Annotated in this window: 22 protein-coding genes; 1 reads left to right on the top strand and 21 read right to left on the bottom strand. The window is 26.0% G+C overall.

Annotated elements, in window-relative coordinates; genetic code table 11:
- Nucleotides 1-140 precede the first annotated feature (140 nt).
- The 21 genes from Q1J78_RS02560 to Q1J78_RS02460 form a co-directional block, all read right to left on the bottom strand.
- Nucleotides 141-728, bottom strand: coding sequence for a precorrin-2 dehydrogenase/sirohydrochlorin ferrochelatase family protein (locus Q1J78_RS02560; RefSeq protein WP_300277860.1), 588 nt, complete (start codon nt 726-728; stop codon nt 141-143).
- Between the two features lie 26 nt (nt 729-754).
- Nucleotides 755-934 carry a hypothetical protein gene (locus Q1J78_RS02555; protein WP_300277857.1) on the bottom strand — a complete coding sequence of 60 codons (180 nt, stop codon included), beginning with the start codon at nt 932-934 and terminating at the stop codon, nt 755-757.
- A 12-nt stretch (nt 935-946) separates the two neighbouring features.
- Nucleotides 947-1,543 carry an arginase family protein gene (locus Q1J78_RS02550; RefSeq protein WP_300277854.1) on the bottom strand — a complete coding sequence of 199 codons (597 nt, stop codon included), beginning with the start codon at nt 1,541-1,543 and terminating at the stop codon, nt 947-949.
- 86 nt (nt 1,544-1,629) lie between these two features.
- Nucleotides 1,630-2,394 carry a type I 3-dehydroquinate dehydratase gene (aroD, locus tag Q1J78_RS02545; protein ID WP_300277851.1) on the bottom strand — a complete coding sequence of 255 codons (765 nt, stop codon included), beginning with the start codon at nt 2,392-2,394 and terminating at the stop codon, nt 1,630-1,632.
- A 152-nt stretch (nt 2,395-2,546) separates the two neighbouring features.
- Nucleotides 2,547-4,046, bottom strand: a complete 1,500-nt coding sequence (gene cobA / locus Q1J78_RS02540) for a uroporphyrinogen-III C-methyltransferase (protein WP_300277848.1) — start codon at nt 4,044-4,046, stop codon at nt 2,547-2,549.
- 19 nt (nt 4,047-4,065) lie between these two features.
- Nucleotides 4,066-4,968 (bottom strand): hydroxymethylbilane synthase, encoded by a 903-nt coding sequence (gene hemC / locus Q1J78_RS02535; RefSeq protein WP_300277845.1) that lies wholly within the window; start codon nt 4,966-4,968, stop codon nt 4,066-4,068.
- 80 nt (nt 4,969-5,048) lie between these two features.
- Complete coding sequence (locus tag Q1J78_RS02530; RefSeq protein ID WP_300277842.1) at nt 5,049-5,765, bottom strand: cobalt-factor II C(20)-methyltransferase; 717 nt, start codon at nt 5,763-5,765, stop codon at nt 5,049-5,051.
- A gap of 25 nt (nt 5,766-5,790) precedes the next feature.
- Entirely contained in the window at nt 5,791-6,561 is a 771-nt protein-coding gene (locus tag Q1J78_RS02525; RefSeq protein WP_300277839.1) for a sirohydrochlorin cobaltochelatase, read from the bottom strand.
- Between the two features lie 24 nt (nt 6,562-6,585).
- The gene (gene cobK / locus Q1J78_RS02520) at nt 6,586-7,374 is read right to left on the bottom strand and encodes a precorrin-6A reductase (RefSeq protein WP_300277836.1); all 789 of its coding nucleotides are present in this window, start codon (nt 7,372-7,374) and stop codon (nt 6,586-6,588) included.
- 17 nt (nt 7,375-7,391) lie between these two features.
- The gene (gene cobJ / locus Q1J78_RS02515) at nt 7,392-8,117 is read right to left on the bottom strand and encodes a precorrin-3B C(17)-methyltransferase (RefSeq protein WP_300277833.1); all 726 of its coding nucleotides are present in this window, start codon (nt 8,115-8,117) and stop codon (nt 7,392-7,394) included.
- Between the two features lie 4 nt (nt 8,118-8,121).
- The gene (cbiG, locus tag Q1J78_RS02510; protein ID WP_300277830.1) at nt 8,122-9,255 is read right to left on the bottom strand and encodes a cobalt-precorrin 5A hydrolase; all 1,134 of its coding nucleotides are present in this window, start codon (nt 9,253-9,255) and stop codon (nt 8,122-8,124) included.
- 1 nt (nt 9,256) lies between these two features.
- A complete protein-coding gene (locus tag Q1J78_RS02505) occupies nt 9,257-10,012 on the bottom strand; it encodes a cobalt-precorrin-4 methyltransferase (protein ID WP_300277827.1) in 756 nt (251 codons plus the stop codon).
- Between the two features lie 21 nt (nt 10,013-10,033).
- Nucleotides 10,034-10,585 carry a decarboxylating cobalt-precorrin-6B (C(15))-methyltransferase gene (locus tag Q1J78_RS02500; protein WP_300277824.1) on the bottom strand — a complete coding sequence of 184 codons (552 nt, stop codon included), beginning with the start codon at nt 10,583-10,585 and terminating at the stop codon, nt 10,034-10,036.
- Complete coding sequence (locus tag Q1J78_RS02495) at nt 10,575-11,183, bottom strand: cobalt-precorrin-7 (C(5))-methyltransferase (protein ID WP_300277821.1); 609 nt, start codon at nt 11,181-11,183, stop codon at nt 10,575-10,577. Before Q1J78_RS02495 ends, Q1J78_RS02500 begins: the two co-directional genes overlap by 11 nt.
- A 17-nt stretch (nt 11,184-11,200) precedes the next feature.
- Entirely contained in the window at nt 11,201-12,451 is a 1,251-nt protein-coding gene (gene cbiD / locus Q1J78_RS02490) for a cobalt-precorrin-5B (C(1))-methyltransferase CbiD (RefSeq protein ID WP_300277818.1), read from the bottom strand.
- A gap of 1 nt (nt 12,452) precedes the next feature.
- Nucleotides 12,453-13,091 (bottom strand): cobalt-precorrin-8 methylmutase, encoded by a 639-nt coding sequence (locus Q1J78_RS02485; protein WP_300277815.1) that lies wholly within the window; start codon nt 13,089-13,091, stop codon nt 12,453-12,455.
- A 20-nt stretch (nt 13,092-13,111) separates the two neighbouring features.
- Nucleotides 13,112-14,032 (bottom strand): GHMP family kinase ATP-binding protein, encoded by a 921-nt coding sequence (locus Q1J78_RS02480; protein WP_300277812.1) that lies wholly within the window; start codon nt 14,030-14,032, stop codon nt 13,112-13,114.
- 1 nt (nt 14,033) lies between these two features.
- Complete coding sequence (gene cobD, locus Q1J78_RS02475) at nt 14,034-15,119, bottom strand: threonine-phosphate decarboxylase CobD (protein WP_300277809.1); 1,086 nt, start codon at nt 15,117-15,119, stop codon at nt 14,034-14,036.
- A 30-nt stretch (nt 15,120-15,149) separates the two neighbouring features.
- Nucleotides 15,150-16,118 (bottom strand): adenosylcobinamide-phosphate synthase CbiB, encoded by a 969-nt coding sequence (cbiB, locus tag Q1J78_RS02470; protein ID WP_300277863.1) that lies wholly within the window; start codon nt 16,116-16,118, stop codon nt 15,150-15,152.
- 53 nt (nt 16,119-16,171) lie between these two features.
- Nucleotides 16,172-17,563: a cobyrinic acid a,c-diamide synthase CobB gene (locus Q1J78_RS02465; protein ID WP_300277806.1), complete on the bottom strand. Its 1,392-nt coding sequence runs from the start codon at nt 17,561-17,563 to the stop codon at nt 16,172-16,174.
- Complete coding sequence (locus tag Q1J78_RS02460) at nt 17,564-19,078, bottom strand: cobyric acid synthase (protein ID WP_300277804.1); 1,515 nt, start codon at nt 19,076-19,078, stop codon at nt 17,564-17,566. It lies immediately after the preceding gene.
- 147 nt (nt 19,079-19,225) lie between these two features.
- Here Q1J78_RS02460 and Q1J78_RS02455 point away from each other — a divergent pair, with 147 nt between their 5' ends.
- On the top strand, nt 19,226-19,903 hold the full coding sequence (locus Q1J78_RS02455) for a hypothetical protein (RefSeq protein WP_300277801.1): 678 nt from the start codon (nt 19,226-19,228) through the stop codon (nt 19,901-19,903).
- Nucleotides 19,904-19,913: the final 10 nt, after the last annotated feature.

The raw sequence follows: 19,913 nt of genomic DNA, 5'->3' as shown, positions 1-19,913 counted from the left end.
TTCAGTTTTCAAAGTTCATTTTAATCTTTCGATTTTCTCTTTTGTTTCTTGCCCTCTCTCAAGGACAAGTATTATATTACCACCTAATTAATAAAAGGTCAACACTTTTTTTATATTTTTTTATTTTAAAATTTTATTTTTTATATTTCAAAATTTTTTAATTCATCTAATTCAAGCTCTACTAATGATTTTAGTACTTTTCGTCTTTCTGTTTTATCACTATATTTTTTTATAACTTCTTTTCTTATTTTTGCTAATATTTCTACATAATCCGAAAAATCCTCATCATATATTTCTTCTAAATCTCTTCTTATTTTTGATGATAGTGCCGGAACTTTTCCACCTGTAGATATACCTATAAGTAAATCTCCTCTTTTCAGATAAGATGTTGTAATGAAATCGGAAAATTCCCTATTGTCTACAACATTTACAAATTTAGATTTTTTTCTGCATATACATGCTATTTCCTCATTTGTTTCCTTATCGTCCGTTGCTGCTATAACCATATCAAATTCATCTATATATTCTTCTTTAAATATATCTTGTATAAAATCAACTTTTTCTTCAATTTCTAAAAAATCTCTCTTAAACTCAGGTGATAATACAGTAACACTCTTTCCAAATTCTAAAAAGTTTTTACATTTTCTTAATGCTATATTTCCACCACCTATAATAATTATCTCAAGATTATCTAAATTAATATTTATAGGATAAAACAATTTACTCACCTCTTTTTTATTAACTTTCAATAATATCATAAAATTTCTGTTAAAAAATCATATAATAATTTATTAGTTTTTTTATTTAGTTCTCTATCTTTTAAAAACTTAGGGAGAGGCTCATTTATATTCTGTTCTCCACAGATATCTGCACCTACTATACTATGATTTATCAAAAGTTTAGTTAAAATTCTTTTTATTGAGTTTACTGACATCTTCCCTTGATTTCAGTTTGTCTCTGCATAATGATGACTTAAAACATCTTTATCTATTGAAATATAAATTGGTATATCTTTTTTTATATCTTCTAATTTTATTGACGCCATATCTTCTTCAAAATCTTTTAAACTTATACAAATTAATTTTTTAAAACATTCTTTATTAATATCTTCTATTTCATCTATTGTTTTTTGACTTGGACCTATTAAAATTAATTGTTCTAAGTACTTATTATTTTCTAATATCTCTCTAGCCCAGTCGCCACAGCTAGTAAATGTATGTATTAATGGTATTTGCATATCACTATGATAGTCAAATAAAATTAATGAAAATTTATAATCTATTTTATTTACAAAAAACTTTGTTGCATAATGATAGTTTCCCGAATCTATAAAATGTATTCCTTTTTCACTATATTTATAAAGCCTATTATAAATTTCTTTAGCTGCTTTTTCTGTACAATACATATTTGTTCCTGATATATCTGAACAATCTATCCAATCAGTATTATCTAATTTATTTATTACTTCTTTTCTATACGTATTTGAAAAATTTAAAATAAGATTTTTATCTAATGGAAAAACATTACTTTCAATTTCTTCCATTTGTTTCATCTCCTTAGATTTAATTATAAAAAAAGGAACAATTAGCCCCTTGTTATATTATATATTAATACTATATCTTTGTCTAATTAATGAATATTTCTATGAATTATATCTAATATATTTTTTAAATCATCTACATATATCTGTCCTGGCGCTGATTTATTATCTACTGATGCAAAAGTTAAAGCTGAACCAAATATTTCTCCTGAAATTCTTGTTATAATTCCATATTTTCCCATTGAAATTGTTATTATAGGTCTATTTGCAAATTTGCTCCTCATCTCTTCAGTTGCACTTAAAAGTTTCAATATATCTTCTCTATTATTGGGCATAACAGCTATTTTTAAAATATCCATATTTAAACTTTGCATTTTTTTTAATCTATTAATCATTTCATCTTTTTCTGGTGTACTTTTAAAATCGTGACTTGAGCCAATAACTTTTATTTTATTTCTATGTGCTAAATCAACTATATCTTTCCGATAATCATCTATTGTAAATAATTCTATATCAACTACATCAATTAAATTTGATTTTATTATATTTTCATTTATTTTTATATATTCATCTAGACTTACAGATACTTTTCCTCCTTCTTTTTCAGTTCTCAATGTGAAAATTACTGGTATATCAGATAATATAGTTTTTAATTCTTTTAATGTATTAATCATTTCTTCTAAATTGAATATATCTTTATAATAATCTGCTCTAAATTCTACTATATCTATTTTCTTTGTTTTTATTTTTTTTGCACTTAACAAAATTTCTTCTCTTGTACTACAAACTATTGGTGCACATATTTTTACATTTCCATCTCCAATAGTTAAGTTTCTTATTTTACAAATATTCATTATGTCCTCCATTTTTTCGATTTAAAGTTATAATTAATACTTATTATACTTATAATTATCTAAACTTTATATAAAATTATATTTATTTTTATTTCAAAAAAATAAATGGCTCTCGAATATACGATCGCCATTTATTCAATAATTATTTAAATTTATTTATTATCTTCGATCAATAAATCTACCAATCCATCTATTGTAGATATATATGATTCTTTATACACTTTCAATCCAAATTCTTCTATCGTTTTACTTGTTATTGGACCTATAGAAATTAGTTTTTTATTTAATAACATATCTTTGTAATTATTACCTAAAATACTTATTAAATTTTTTACTGTTGATGAACTTGTAAATGTAATATAATCTATATCTTCTTCCAATACTTTTTCTGCAATTTCTATGCTTTTTTCATCTATTATTGTTCTATATGTATATAGTTCTTTTACTTTACATATTTCTTTCAATTTGTCTACTAGAAAGTCTCTTGCATTTTCTGAACGTGGCACCAATACTTTATCTGTTTTAATTAATGTTTTTTTCATTTCGTCAAATAAAGATTCTGCTACAAATTTTTTAGGAACTATATCTGCTTTTATTCCTCTTTTCATTAACTCTTCAGATGTTCCCATCCCTATAGAACATACTTTTAAATTAAAGAAAATTCTTGAATCAAGTCCCATTTCATCAATAGTTTCAAAAAATATTTCAACACCATTTCTACTTGTAAATACAATATGTGTATATTCTTTTATATTTTCTATTTCTTTTTTTAACTTTTGATTATTATTTTTTTCAATTTTTATTACTGGTAGTTCTACTGCTTTTCCTCCAAGCAATTTTATTTTATCAGAAAGATAACTACTTTGTTTTCTAGCTCTTGTTACAACTACTTTTTTACCAAATAAAGCACTATTTTCAAAGAAATTTAATTTATTTCTTACTTTTACTACATCTCCAACAACTATAAGTGAAGGTGCTTTTACATTCTTTTCTTTTGCTATCTCATATGCATTTTCTAAATCTGTAATAGTAGTATTTTGATTATATCTTGTAGCCCAACTTATAAGTGCGACTGGAGTTTTTTTATCTCTTCCTTCTTTTATAAGCTCCTCACTTATATGTTTTAAATTTCCTATTCCCATAAGGAATACTAATGTTCCTTTACAATTTGCAAGTGCATTCCAGTTTATTTCTTTTTCTTCATCATCTCTAAGATGTCCTGTTATAACATGAAATGATGAAGCATAATCTCTATGAGTTATAGGTATCCCTGCATAACAAAGACCTCCTATTGCAGAAGTGATTCCAGGTACTATTTCAAAATCCACTCCATTATCAAATAATTTTTCAGCTTCCTCTCCACCTCTGCCAAATACATATGGATCTCCACCTTTTAATCTTGTAACTACTTTTCCTTCAAGACATTTTTGTAAAATAAGTTCATTTATTTTATCTTGTGGAAGTATATGATTACTAGATTTTTTACCTACATATATAAATTCACAGCCATCTTTTGCTTCTTTTAAAAATTCATCATTTGCTAGTCTATCATATATTATTACATCTGACTTTTTTATACATTCAAGACCTTTTAATGTTATAAGCTTTGTATCTCCTGGTCCAGCTCCTACAAGATATACTTTTCCTTTCATTAAAAATCCTCATTTCTTATTATTTTATTTCTTTATGTTTTTTTAATATTAATTTTGCTAAATTTTTTCCTAACTCTTTTGGATTATCTTTTTTCCCTTCAAGAGAAGCTACTGTTATTTTTTTTCCTTCTTCATCTCCAAATATTCCAGTCAAGAAAAGATTTTCTCCTTCAATTTTACAATATGCTCCCATCGGAATGTGACAGCTTCCATCTATTTCTGATAAATAACTTCTTTCTGCATCAACTTGTATTTGTGATATTTCATCTTTTATTTCATTTATCATATCTTCAAGTTTTTTATCTTCTTCTCTTATTTCTAATGCTAAAGCTCCCTGAGCTGGAGCTGGTATCATTAAATCTACAGAAAGATATTCTGTTATTTTATCTTCTAAGTTTGCTCTTTTAACTCCTGAAGCTGCAAGTACTATACCATCTAAATTTTCTGATTCTATTTTTGAAATTCTTGTTTCTATATTTCCTCTTATTGGAACTATTTTTAAATCAGGTCTTTTTCTTAAAAGTTGATATTTCCTTCTTTTACTTCCAGTTCCTATAGTAGCACCTTTAGGTAAATCTTCAAATTTTTCTATCCCTTCTCTAAGTATTATTACATCTCGAGGGTCCTCTCTTTTGGGTACTGACGCAAATTTCAATCCTTTAACAACTTCTGCTGGCATATCTTTCATACTGTGTACAGCTAAGTCTATATTTCCTTGTAATAATTGGTTTTCTATTTCCTTTACAAAAAGTCCTTTATCTCCTATTTTATCTAAAGATAAATGTAAAATTTTGTCGCCTTTTGTTTTTATTATTTTTATTTCAAATTCAACTTCTGGAAATTTCTCCTTTAATCTATCAATAGTCCAATTAGTTTGGATAAGTGCTAGATTACTCCCTCTTGTTCCTACTCTTATTTTCATTATTTTGCCTTTCTTTTTCTAAATTTTAATAAAAGTTATTCACAATTATCAATATTTTATGCACTTTTGTGAATAATTTTTTATTTGTTTAGATTTTTATAGCTTTTATTAATCAATATTGTTGAAAAATACGATATTTTATCCTCAAGTCCTGCTTCTTTTAGATTTTTATATATTTTTTCCCCTTCTTGAGATGAATTACTCACTAGTATTGAACTTTCTATTAATCCATACTTTTCTAGTTTATTTATTATATCCACAAAGTTCCTGTATACTTTCATAAGAACTATACAGTTATAATTTTGTAATATATTATCCAATTTTTCTTCATCCATAGTACAAGGAGCTACAACAAGTGCATCCGTATCCATGACTAATGGAAAATTATTAGAAGATGCTATATTAGAAAAAGATGATATTCCAGGAATTGTTACAACTTCAACATCTTCACTTAATCTTTCCATTATATAAACATATGTACTATAAATCATTGGATCTCCTAAAGTTATAAACCCAACATCTTTATTATTTATATTTATCTCTTTTTCTATTTCTAAGGCTATTTTTTCCCATGCCTTTAATTTTTCTTCTCCATTAAAATTCATTGGAAAATGTCTTTGTCTTATTTCCAATCCATCAGGTAAATACTCTTTAACTATAGATAAAGCTAGACTTTCTCCACCTTTTTTAGGTTCTGGTGTAAATAATATATCTATTTTCTTTAATGTTTCAACTGCTTTTATAGTAAGTAAGGAACTATCTCCAGGACCTGTACCTATTCCATAAAATTTTGCCATATAATTTTATCCTTTCATTTTAAACTTAAATTTCTTCTGCTTTTTTAGCATTTTCTACAAATTTATTTTGTATTTTTTCCATTTCTCCAAGACCTTTTAAATGAATAACTGTTTCTATATTTTCTGATTCTATTATATTTTTCCAAGAATCTTCTTCATCTCCTGCCATATCATTTTGTGCATGGTCTCCTGCAACTAACATAAATGGCATCAAATGAACTTTTTTTATATTTCTTTCTTTTAGTTTTTTTATAACATTATCTATTTCTGGATAGCCTTCAACAGTACCAACATATACATCTGCTCCTAAATCCCTTAAATAGTATTCTATAGCTGGGTATGCACTATGGCTTTCATGGTCTGTTCCATGACCCATAAGTACTACAGTTGAATCCATTTTATCTGTAATTTCTTTTAATGAACTTGCTACATATTTATAATCTTCTATACTATAAAGTAGTGGATTTCCAAATTTTATACTTTTAAATTTATCTTTATACTCTTTTATTTGTTCTTTTAATTTTACATATTCATGTCCACAAATTATATGTAGAGTCTGAACAACTACTTCATCATAACCACTTTTATAAATACGCTCCATTGCTTGTATAGGATTATCTATTTCTATATTATCTCTTCTTTTTAATTTATTTATTATCATATTAGAAGTATATGCTCTAAAAAAATCATACTCTTTAAAATCTTCTTTTATTTTATTTTCAACTGCATTTATTGTTTTTTCTCTTGTTTCATGATAACTAGTCCCAAAACTAACAACAAGTACTGCTTTTTTCATTTTATTTTCTCCATTCTTTTTACTTTATTTTTCAAACTTAGCTTCATCTTTCCATATATCCAAAATATTATTTATATCATTTAAATCACTTGTCTGATTTGGATAAAATATTCTTTGTCTTTTAAGAACAATAACATCTATACCTGTTTCTTTACATGAATTAATCTTTTCTAAAAATCCTCCCTCAACTCCGCTTTCTTTTGTAAGCATTAGGTCTATATTATAATGTCTTATCATTTCTACATTCATTTCTTTAGAAAATGGTCCTTTCATAGCTATAATATTATCTGCATTAAACCCCATTTTTTCACATTCTAATATAACTTCTGAAGTTGGAAGTACTCTAGGAAAAAGTTCTGCTTCTTTTATATTTTCTTTGTACTTAGCTAAATTCTTGCTCCCTGTTCCAATAAGTATTCTTTTATAAGGACCTTGATTTGCTTTATAACACATTTCTTCTATACTATCTACAAAAATACATCTATCATAATCAATATCTTCTATTAATGATTTTCTTTCATATCTTATATAACCTGTATCTGTATTTTTTGCAGATTTTATAGCATTTTTTGATACTTCTATTGCATATGGATGTGTCGCATCTATTATAAAAGATATTTTATTTTTCATTATAAAATTTTTCATATCTTCTTCGCTCATCTTTCCAAGATGAATTTTTTTTGCTATTCCTTTAGCTAAATCTTTTCCATATTCAGTCGTAACAGATAGTATATATCTATCACAAAATCCTCTTTTATTTATTAAATTACATATTTTTATACTATCTGATGTACCACCTAAAACTAAAATCATACTATCACCTCTACTAACTAAAGAGTATATCCTCTAGGAGTTATCATCATATCTTTTTCTATAAATGTAGATTTATTTCCTATTATAACCATAGTTGTCATATCTACAATTTCAAAATTCATACTTTCAAAAGTACAAATATATTTTTCTTCACCCTCTCTTCCAGCATTTTTTACTATTCCAACTGGAGTTTTTCCGTCTTTAAATTCCCCCATTATCTCAAATGCTCTCGATAAGTGCTCACTTCTACCTTTACTTCTTGGATTGTATAAACATATGACAAAATCTGCTTCTGCCGCTAACTTTAATCTTTTTTCTATAACTTCCCAAGGTGTTAATAAATCACTTAAACTTATATGACAAAAATCATGCATTATAGGTGCTCCAAGTACTGATGCAGCAGCAATACTTGCAGTTACCCCTGGAACTACTTTTACGTCTATTTTTTCTTTTTCTTTTACTAAAAGTTCTAATATAAGACCTGCCATTCCATATATTCCTGAATCTCCACTACTTACTACAGCTACATTTTTTCCTTCTTTAGCTATTTCCACAGCCATTTTACATCTATCTATTTCTTTTCTCATTCCATTTTGTACTATTTCTTTATCAGAAATAATTTTTTCTATTAATTTTATATATGTTTTATACCCAACTATGACATCTGATTTTTTTATAGCTTCTAATGCTTCTATTGTCATATATTCTTTTTGACCTGGTCCAATACCTATAACATAAATCATTGTTTTATCCTTTCATTCTTCCAAAAGCAAAAGTTGTTTTATTTTTTTTGTATTTTTTAGATATAACATTTCCGTTACTTAAAAGATATGCTGATGGTTGTGCAACAGAATATACACCAGTATTTTTTTTAACAAAATCAGATTTATCAAATAAAAAATCACAAGTAGAAATTTCTTCTGTATTAAACAAAATAAAATCTGCACATAAAAGTTTTGATAACTCTTGCATACATAACTCATCTTTCTTTATTATAAGACTTCCTGTTTTTACAATAGCTGCTGGATGAATATTATTTATATAGGCAAAATTATAAAATTCATTCAGCATATTTTCTAATTCTGTTTCTTTTCTACAGCCCATACCGAGTACAATTTTTCTAGGTATCAATTTTATATGCTTTACATAATTTATATTTTCGTCTTCTATAATTCTATCTATAAAAGATTCTATTTTATCAGTTACTGTAACTATTGCTTGAAGGTCTTTTATTTTTTCTATACTAGTTTCTTCTATAATTTCAAATCCAGATAAATTTAATTTTTCTTTTTCTTCTATATAATTTTCATCAAAATATATTCCCACATTTTTATTATTTACTAGACAAGAGTTTATATACTTTGAAGATTCTCTAAAATTTTTTATATATCCACCAATTTTTGATGCAATTACATCTAAAGCACCTTTTTTATTTGTATCTGTTGATGTTGTTATTATTGGATTTGCACCTAAAATACTTGCTATCTCTTTAGTAATTTCATTTGCACCACCTATATGTCCACTAAGTAAACTAATAACATTATTTCCATTATCATCTACTACCAAAATAGCTGGGTCTTCAAATTTACTTTTTAAATATGGTGATATACATCTAACTGCTATTCCACATGCAGATATAAATACTATACAATCATATTCTTCAAAAAGCTTTCCAGTTAATTCCTTAATGCCTTTCTTTTGAAAAAATAAATCTACATCTTTTACTTTTTTTATTTTATCAGCAGTTTTTTTCCCATTCTCTGTTATTGCTATAACTGCTATTTTAAAATTTATTTTATTTTCTATAATATCATTCTTATTTATTTTATTTTCTATAATATTTTTAACTTTATCTCTTTTATCAAAATTAATTGTTTCCATTTTAATTTCCTCTATACTCATGTACAAAATCTTTATCATAAAGTTTAGAGTTATTATAATCCTTACCTAAAAATCTACCTACCATTATTAATGCAGTTTTATTTATATTATTTTCTCTAACTTTTTTTGATATATCAGAAAGATTTCCTCTAAGTATTTTTTCATCTGGCCAAGTAGCTTTATAAACTACAGCAACTGGTGTATCTTTTTCATATCCACCTTCTATTAATCTTTCAACTACTTTTTCTATCTCTTGAACAGATAAAAATATGACCATTGAAGTTTGATGTTTTGCAAATTCTTGTATTGATTCTTTTTCTGGTACTGGAGTTCTTCCTTCCATTCTAGTTATAATTACACTTTGAGATATTTCTGGAACAGTATACTCAACACCAATTGCAGAAGATGCTCCTAAAAAAGAACTTACTCCAGGAGTACAGTCAAATTTTGCATCTATTTTATTTAACTCTTCTACCTGTTCTCTTATTGAACCATATATAGAAAAATCTCCTGTCTGAAGTCTCACAACTTCCTTATTTTCTTTAATTCCTCTTTTCATAACATCTATTATTTCTTCTAAATCCATTACTGCACTATTAAATATTTCGCAATCTTCTTTGCAATAATCCAGTAGCTCTGGATTTACAAGAGAACCCGCATATATAACAATATCTGCATTTTTTAAAAGTTTATAACCTTTTAAAGTTATAAGTTCTTTATCTCCAGGCCCAGCTCCAACAAAATGTACTTTACTCATTTTTAAGCCTCCATATTCTATTTATTTTTTTGCTGATATTAAAAATATTGGATTTTGTGGTTTAAAATACTCTCCACTTCCCAATTTTTCTAATTTTGATATAGAAATCATACTTACATCTATATCTTTAAAACCTTTATTTTTAAAAATTTCAAGTGCTTTATAGAATGTATCCATTATTATAAAATTAGCACATACTTTACCATCTTTATTTAAAATTTCATATACCCAATCCATTATTTCTTCTAATTTTTTTCCTGTACCTCCAATAAAAATAGCATCAAATTTTTCATCTATTTCAAAAGGAGCATATTGTTCTATTATTTTAATATTTTCAATAGAAAATTTATTTTTATTAGCTTCAATTAAATCTATTGCATGATTATGTCTTTCTACAGCAGTTACTTCTAAACTAGGATTTTTTAAAGCTGCTTCTATACTTATACTTCCTGTACCTGCACCAATATCCATAAATTTTTTAGCATTTTCTATATCTAACTTGGATAATGCAATCGACCTTACTTCTTCCTTTGTTATTGGTACTTTTCCAATTATAAAATCACTATTTTTCATCTACTATCACCACTATATTCATATCATATTTTTCAACTTTTAAAATGTCTTTTGGTTTTCCAATTGTAATTTTCTCAGATTCATATGAAAGATTTTCTCCTACAAATATAATCTTCCTTAAATCTCTTTTTATTATTTCCTGGGCAATTTCTCTCGGTCCTATTTTAGAATCTGTAACCATACATACTTTTTTATGAGATAATAAATAATCAAAATCTGGTTCTCTTCCATGGCTACTAGTCATATATAAATCATTCATATCCATTTTTATTCTTGCAAACATATACTGCATAGAACTTATTCCTGGAAAAATTTTTAAATTTTCCTTATCTGTATTTTTCGATAAATATTTACCTATTCCATATACAGATGGATCTCCTGATGCGATTACAGATATATTTTTATCAGTATTTTGATTTATATAATCTTTTATCTGTACCAAATTAGAACCCAAAATTATTTTTTCTCCTTTGAAATTTTTAAATATTTCTAAATTTCTTTTTCCACCAATTAATACTTCCGATTCATCTATTATTTTTTTACCAATTTCTGTAATATACCCTTTATTACCTGGACCGATACCGATTACATTTAACATTTTCTCCTCCCGATATTTTAGATATATTTCTCTTTAAAACTACTAAGCATATCATCTGCATTCTCACTCTTTCCAAGAAGAGTTTTATCCATTTTAAAAATATATACTCCTATTTCTATTTCTTCATTCACATGCATTTGAGCTCTTTTCCTACATTTTTCACATATTATATCATAAACTTTATTAAATCCATTTTCATCTATTATATCTACTGCTTCTTCTGTAGTTAAACATTCATCTATTTTTTTTATTAAATCTAAATCAGCTCCCAACAGAGCTAAATTTGCTATTAATATTTCGCTTCTAGCATCTGCAACTTTACTATGAGTGTTAAAAATTCCTGCAGATAATTTTATAAATTTTCCTATATGTCCAGCTAATAAAATTTTTTTAAATCCCATTCTTTTTGCTTCCATCAACATATATCCTATAAAATTACTTGTTCTTACAGTAAAATTATTTTTACCTATTTTTTCATCTATAAAACTCTCACCATGATTTCCTGGAACTAAAATTATACTATCCATTCCAAGTTCCTTTTTCATATTTAGTTCTATAGATAATGATTTTTTCCATCCATCATCACTCATTGGTTCTACTATTCCACTTGTTCCTATAACAGAAATTCCTCCTATTATACCAAGTCTTGGATTAAAAGTTTTTTTAGAAACTTCTTCTCCTTCAGGAATAAATATAGTTATTTTTATTACTTTCTTTCTATTTAGGTCTAAGCTATTTTCTTCTATATATAATTTATTGAAGTCTTTATATACATTTATTATTGATTCTACTTCTTTTTTAATCATTTTCTGTGGAACTGGATTTATAGCTGGTCTTCCTGGATTTACACTAAGTCCTTTTTTTGTTATAATCCCTATTCCTTCTCCTGCAAATACAAAAAATTTTTCTTCTCCAAAAGAAAAAACTTCTTTTTTAATATCTTTTAAATTTTTTATATCATATTCACTTTTATCTATTTCGTTTTCATAAACAAAACTTGCTTTTGCAAATATTTTTATTCCATTTGTCGCATCTATATCATCGCCACCATCTTTTTCAACAGCACACATTGCATAGTCTTTTTTTATTTCAGAAAATACTAATGGTACAGATAGATATATCCCCTTAGGCGTATCTATATTTACAGTTTCTATCTTTTCTTTACTCAAAAGCATATATACTGCTGCCTTTGCTGCTGCAGTTGCACAAGAACCAGTTGTATAACCTCTTCTATATTTTTTCCCATCTATATATACAAAATCTTCCATCTTATCTCTCTATATTGTAAAGTATCGCATTTATTATAGCTGCTGCTAAATTACTTCCACCTTTTCTACCTTCTGAAAGTATATATGGTATATCTGTTTTTGATAGCTTTTCTTTAGATTCAGCTGCACCTACAAAACCAACTGGTACTCCAATGACTGCATCTACTTCAAGTTTCCCATCTTCAACCATTTCTATAACTTTAAATAAGGCTGTCGGTGCATTTCCCAATACAAAAATTTTTCTACCTTTATCTTCAGCTGCTATTTCAACTGCTGCCATAGATCTAGTTATCCCCTGTTCTTTTGCCTTTAATATTGTTTTTTCATCTGCAACTAAACATTTATACTTACATCCTAATTTATCCAATTTTCTTTTATTAATACCGCTTAATGCCATTGTCGTATCAGTATATATACTAGCTTTATTTTCTAATGCATCTTTTATTATTTCAGCTGCATTCTCAGATATTTTTAAAATATCCAAATAGTCAAAATCTGCTGTAGTATGTATTGCTCTTTTTATTATTTTTTCTTCTATTTCACTTTTAAACTTATAATTCGGTCTTATTTCATCTATTATACTTTGTATAATTTCAAAACTTCTATCCTCTATTTTCATAGGATTTTTAATATATTCCAAAAAAATCGCTCCTTTTTAATTTATTTATACCTTATTCCACCTTTTATAATATCTAATGTGTACATATTAGAGTATACTTTATCTACTTCTCTTTTCTTTAATTCAGAAATAATCTCTGTACAGTCAAAATCTTTATCTAGTAATATTCCCACTATAGTTCCACTATGTGCTACATTTACTCCGAATCCTCCAAATTTATCAGAAACATCTATAATCTCTTTTAAATATTCTTTTTTGCAAATATTTTCGTTTGCAAGACTACTTGCTGTACAAGCTCTTCCTATCATATTTCTATCATTTTCTGTAAATCCTTTTTTTAACATCTTAAAAGCATTTTCTATTATTTCTCTATTTTTCATTTTTGCTTCTCTATACATTCTATTTTTTCTAAGATCTACAGTATTTAAATATTTATTTGGTTCAAGAAGTAAAACTTTCATATTATCTACATACCCAAGTTTTTCTTTTACCTTACCTTTTACTGGATTAAAAATTACATTTTCTTCCATAAAAACAGAATCAGTAGGCTCTATTGAAGCTGCTATTTCTGCTATTTCATCACATGTCATTTCTTCTCCTATAAAATTTAATGCAGCTCCTATTGCAGCTCCTATATCTGCTGTTGAACTTCCCATACCTTTACTAACAGGCACTTCACTTATTATTTTTACAGAAATATTATTTAATGTTTCCAAAGGTATATCATACTTTTCAAAAACTTTTTTAATAGCTAATCTAGACTTTTTAACATTTCTTATATATATTTTTTTATCTGTTCCTTTTACTCTTTCTGTTAAATCTTCTTCTTCTCCATCTTTTCTTTCTTCAAGGTAAACTTCAGAAAAAAGATTTACAGCATATGAACAAAGGTACTCTTCATTACCTATCATTCCCTGCACAAATTCACCACATGAAGCAGGACATTTTGCGTAACCTTTCATTCTATTCACCCAATACAGATTTTATAGCATCTATCAATAAAATATTATCTTTATGATTTTTTATAGCAACTCTTGCAAATCTGTCGTCTAGTCCTATAAAATTAGATGCATCTCTAATCAAAATACCTGCCCTTTTTAATAAATTTTTTTTTATTTCCAAAACTCTTTTATCTTCAAATTTTAAAAGAATAAAATTAGAATTGGAATCAAATACTTTTATTCCTTCTATCTTTTTTAATTCATTTATAAAAAACTTTCTTTCTTTAAAAAAATATTCCTTACTTTTTTTTATATATTCCCTATCAGAAAAAATAAACTCTGTAGCAGCATCTGCAAAAGAATTTATAGTCCATGGCTCTTTTTCTTCATACATCTTATTTAATAAATCTAAATTAGATGTAACTCCATATCCAAGTCTTATTCCTGGGATTCCGAAAAATTTTGTAATTGCTCTTATTATAAATAAATTTTTATTGTTTTCTATTTCATAAATTAAACTTCTCTCTTTTTCATCTTCTGCAAATTCTATAAATGTTTCATCTACAATTAGAAGTTTATTCTTCTTTTTTGCAAACTCTAGAAGTTTATCTATATTTCTTAATTTCCCATCTGGATTATTAGGATTACATATGAAAATACTATCAAATTCATTTGATTTTTTTTCTATTTCCTCTAAATTTAATTCAAATTCTTCATTATAATTCATTGTAAAATCTATTATTTTAATTCCTGCTATTTGAGCACTTTTTCTATATTCTGAAAAAGTAGGATTTATTATAGCTAATCTTTTTCCTATCTTTCTCATAAGAAGATATATTATCTCTGTTGCTCCATTTCCGGGAATTATATATTCTTCTTTACACTCTATATATTCAGATATATTTCTTTTTAAATTTGTATAATTTATATCTGGATACTTTTTTAAATTTTTATATCCAAGTTCAATAATTTTATCCATACAATTAACTTCAAAAGGATTTATATTTGAACTAAAGTCTATTATATTTTCTGGGTCAATTTCATATAATTTTGCTTCTGAATTAATATCTGCACCATGAATAGGATTTTTATAATATTTTTCTTCCAATCCAAATCCTCCTAATTTAATGTTATTCTATTATATCATAATGACAAATAATACTGTTAAAACTGCAAGTGAAATTGCAGATGTCACATACATAAGCTTATTCATTCTAACTATATCTAAATTTTCAAGTTCCCTATTTTTATCACCTATTGTAGGTTTGTAAACTTCTTTTCCAAAATATACATTTGTTCCTCCTAATTGTACTCCAAGTGCTCCAGCTGCTGCACCTTCTGCATATGCACAGTTAGGACTTTTATGATTTTTTCTATCTCTTATAGCTATTTTTAATGCTTTAAATCCATTCATCCCACATAAAAAAGATGCTATTGACATAAATATAGCTGTCAGTCTTGCTGGTATAAAGTTTGCTATATCATCTACTTTTGCTGAAAAACATCCTAAATTTAAATATTTTTCATTTTTGTATCCTACCATAGAATCTAAAGTATTTATAGCTTTATATGCCATTGCTCCTGGAGCACCAAATAAAAAACCAAATAGCATAGGAGAAACTATTCCATCTACTGTATTTTCAGCTACAGTTTCGACAGTAGCCCTTATTATTTCTGTCTGACTTAAATTTGTAGTATCTCTTCCAACTATATAGGATAACTGTTTTCTAGATTTTTCAATATCCCCTGTCAAAAGAACATTATATATTTTTACAGCTTCATCTTTTAAACATTTTGTTGATAGAGTTGTGTATATTATGAATGAACTAATAGCTATTTTTAAATAATTATTAAAACTAAAAATTTTAATAATTAAATATGTTGTTAAAAAAGTAATTCCAACTGTTACAATCCACAAAAATACTCCCCAATATTTCAATGATTCTTCTGTTTTTGCTCTTTTTCTTATAAATTTTTCAGTATTACTTATTAATTTACCTATAAATCTTACTGGATGTGGAAACCAATACGGATCTCCAAATATTAAATCAAGTATATATCCTATAATCATGATAATCACAGAACTAACTGTATATCCTAAAAAAATAAAAGCTATACTTCCTGTACTTTGAGGTAAAAATAAACTATTATCAAACACTATTAAATTTCCTTTCTAACTTTAATACAATTTTGTAAAATATTTTCTATACAGTCTAGATTATTATAAAAATGAGTATGAAGATATGTAGCTAAAGTATTTTTTTTACTATATCCTCCGACCCATTCATCTATAACTTCTTTATCTCTTATTTTTTTCATTTTATATGCACAATTTTCTTCACTTTTAAATATAGAATGATGAAACTCATGTCCTTTTATAAAATCTCCTTTTTTTGAAATAACAGTATCATAAAGTGCTTCACCTTCACAATATCCAAACCTTTTAAGTTTTGGAGTCATTTCACTTTCTCCATCAAAGACTCCTACCATATCTCTTTTTTCTCCATTTTTATCTATGATAGATTTTCCAAGATACATAAGTCCTCCACATTCTGCATATATAGGTATATTTTTTTCATATAATCCAAAAATATTTTCTCTAATTTTTTTATTATTCTCTAATTCTTTTGCAAATATTTCAGGGAATCCACCGCCTATATATACAAAATCTGAATCTGGAACACTTTCATCATTTAGTGGACTAAAGTATTTTATTTCTATTCCAAGCTTCTCAAAAATTTCTATATTCTCTCTATAATAAAAATTAAAAGCTTTATCATATGCTATTGATACTTTTCTTCCTTTTGCAAGAGAGTATAAATTTCTTTTTTTCAGTTCTTCTTCTAAATTGAATTTGCTTTCTATATCTTCACTTTCTGATAATTTAATAATTCTATCTATATCAATATATTTTTCTATTTCTTCTGCTAGAGAAGAAAATTTTTCAGATAACTTTTCAACTTCATCCATAGGTATAAGACCTAGATGTCTTGATTCAAGAGCAAATTTCTCATTTGGCGGGAAATAACCCAAAACTTCTATATTACAGTATTTTTTTATAGATTCTTTTATTATTTTAAAATGACTTTCTGTTCTTACATTATTAGCAATAACTCCTATTATATTTACATCCTTGTCTAAATTTAAATAACCTAATACAGTTGCTGCTGAAGATGCTGCCATTGCTTTTCCGTTGATAACTAATATTACTGGTGTTTTTGTTATTTTTGATGTATATGAACTACTACAATTGTTTATATCTATACCAAATCCATCGTAAAGTCCCATAACACCTTCTATAACAGAAATATCTGCATCACAAGACGCTGTTTTTACTATACTTTTTATCTTTTCATCATCTAACATATATGAATCTAAATTTCTAGATTCTCTCCCTGTTATAAATGTATGGAAAGATGGATCTATATAATCTGGACCTATTTTATATGGCTGTACTTTTAAATTTCTTTTTGTCAAAGCCCGCATAATTCCCAATGAAATTGTAGTTTTTCCAACACCACTAGAAGTTCCAGCTATCATAATTTTCTTCATTTATTTAATCTCCAATCCACAAATTTTATATATTTTTTCAATATCTAAATTTTCTCTAAGCAAATCTGCTAATTTATCATATTCTTTCATTTTAAATTCTTTAAATGATTTTACTTCACTTTTTACCGGTTCAAGCCCCTTTTTTTCTCTAATTGTATTTAATAAAGTTCTAGTAAAATCTATTTCATCAAAAACTCCATGAATATATGTACCAAATACATTACCCTCTTTATTTACACATCCTATAATACATTTTTTTTCATCTGCTTCCTCTTTATATAAATTTTCATAATCATCGCTATATGTAATTCCCATATGTATTTCGTATCCTTTTACATATTTATTTGATACATCTTTTAAATATCCATTCATATTTGAAGCAATGAATTTCTCTGTTTGGACAGTTCTTTTTTGGTCTATAAATTCAGTTTCTATATTTAAAAGTCCTAATCCATCTACTTCTAAAATATCACTTTCTATACCATCATTATCTATTATTTTTTTACCCATCATTTGATATCCTCCACAGATACCAACTATTAACTTTCCTCTTCTATTAAATTCTTTTATCTGTTCATCTAATCCTGATTCTTTTATATATTCTAAGTCTTTTATAGTATTTTTACTTCCAGGAATTATTATCATATCTGGATTTCCTATAGATTCCCCAAAATCAATATATCTTAAATTTACATCGTTTTGCGTTTCAAATATATTAAAATCTGTAAAATTAGACATATGTGGTGTTCTTATTACTTCTATATTAATATCATTTTTAATAGATTTTTTCTTGAATCTATTTGTCACACTATCTTCATCTTCAATTTTTATATCTGAATAAGGAACAACTCCTAATACCGGAATTTTTATAATATCTTCTAACATTTTTACACCATCAGAAAAATATTCTTTTTTCCCTCTAAATTTATTTATTATTACACCTTTAACTCTTTTTCTTTCCTTTTCATCAAGAAGTGATAATGTTCCAACAATAGATGCAAATACTCCTCCTCTATCTATATCAGAAACTAAAATAACTGGAGAATCTGCAATTTCTGCCATTCCCATATTAGAAATATCTCTTTCTTTTAAATTTATTTCTGCACAACTTCCTGCACCTTCCATAACTATTACATCGTATTCATTTTCTAAATCCAAAAATGTTTCTTTTAATACATCTATAAGTTTTAGTTTGTACTCATTATATTCTGAAGAGTGCATTTTACCAACTAATTTTCCTCTTACTATAACTTGACTAATATGATTTCCACATGGTTTTAATAATATAGGGTTCATATCTGCTTTTGGTGAAATTCCAGCAGCTTCAGCTTGAAAAACTTGTGCTCTTCCCATTTCAAGACCTTCATCTGTTATATATGAATTTAGAGCCATATTTTGAGGTTTAAATGGAGCTACTTTATATCCATCTTGAGCAAAAATTCTACATATTCCTGCTGATATTATACTTTTACCTACATTAGATGCTGTTCCTTGAAACATTACTTTCCCTTTCATAAATCTTTTCCTTTCCTATATCGTTTATAAAATTCCAATTTATATTATACTATTAATATGGATAATTATTATCTTTTTTAACTAATTTGATATTTATTTATATATTTTTATGCTATAATTAATAAAATTAATTTGTGGAGGCAAAATATGAATTTTAAAAAAATATTAATACTATTTATAATTATAATATCTACTTCTCTTTTAGTTTTAGGTTGTTCAAATAAATCAAATAACAACTCAATATCTACTTTTAATTCTGTTGTAAACAAAGTAGATATAAAAAATAATAGACTATATGTATCTCCACTCGATAAAGAAATAAATTTAAACGATTCTATATACATAGATTGTTCTGATACAGATTTAATCTATGCTGAATTTGCAACTGATAACTTTAAAATTTTAACTTTGAAAGATTTTTCTATTGGTGATGAAATTTTAGTATATGCAAATTTAAATGATATAAATAAAAACACAAAATCATTAAAAGCAACTGAGATACAGCTTATGACACAAAAATTTAATTCTTCTAATAAGAAAAATATGATTGTAAAAGGAAATATTGAGTCTGTAAATGAAAATAAAATTTCTATAAAATATACTACAGAAGATGAAACTAGTATTTTCTTTGATGTTTTGGGAAATGTAGATTGTTCTGATGCTTATATTGTTTGTATCAATGGAGAAAAATCATTTGATACAGATATTTCAAAATTAAAAATTGGTGATTCTGTTGGTATTGATGTTGATATCGATAAAAATATTAATCCTAAAGATTTAGTGCCAAATAGAATAATAGTTTATAATGATGTTTCTGATAGATAATAAAAAAGCT

Origin of the sequence: Peptacetobacter sp. (assembly GCF_029264495.1) — a bacterium.
GTDB lineage: Bacteria > Bacillota > Clostridia > Peptostreptococcales > Peptostreptococcaceae > Peptacetobacter.
This window is presented reverse-complemented; position numbering and strand designations above follow the sequence as displayed.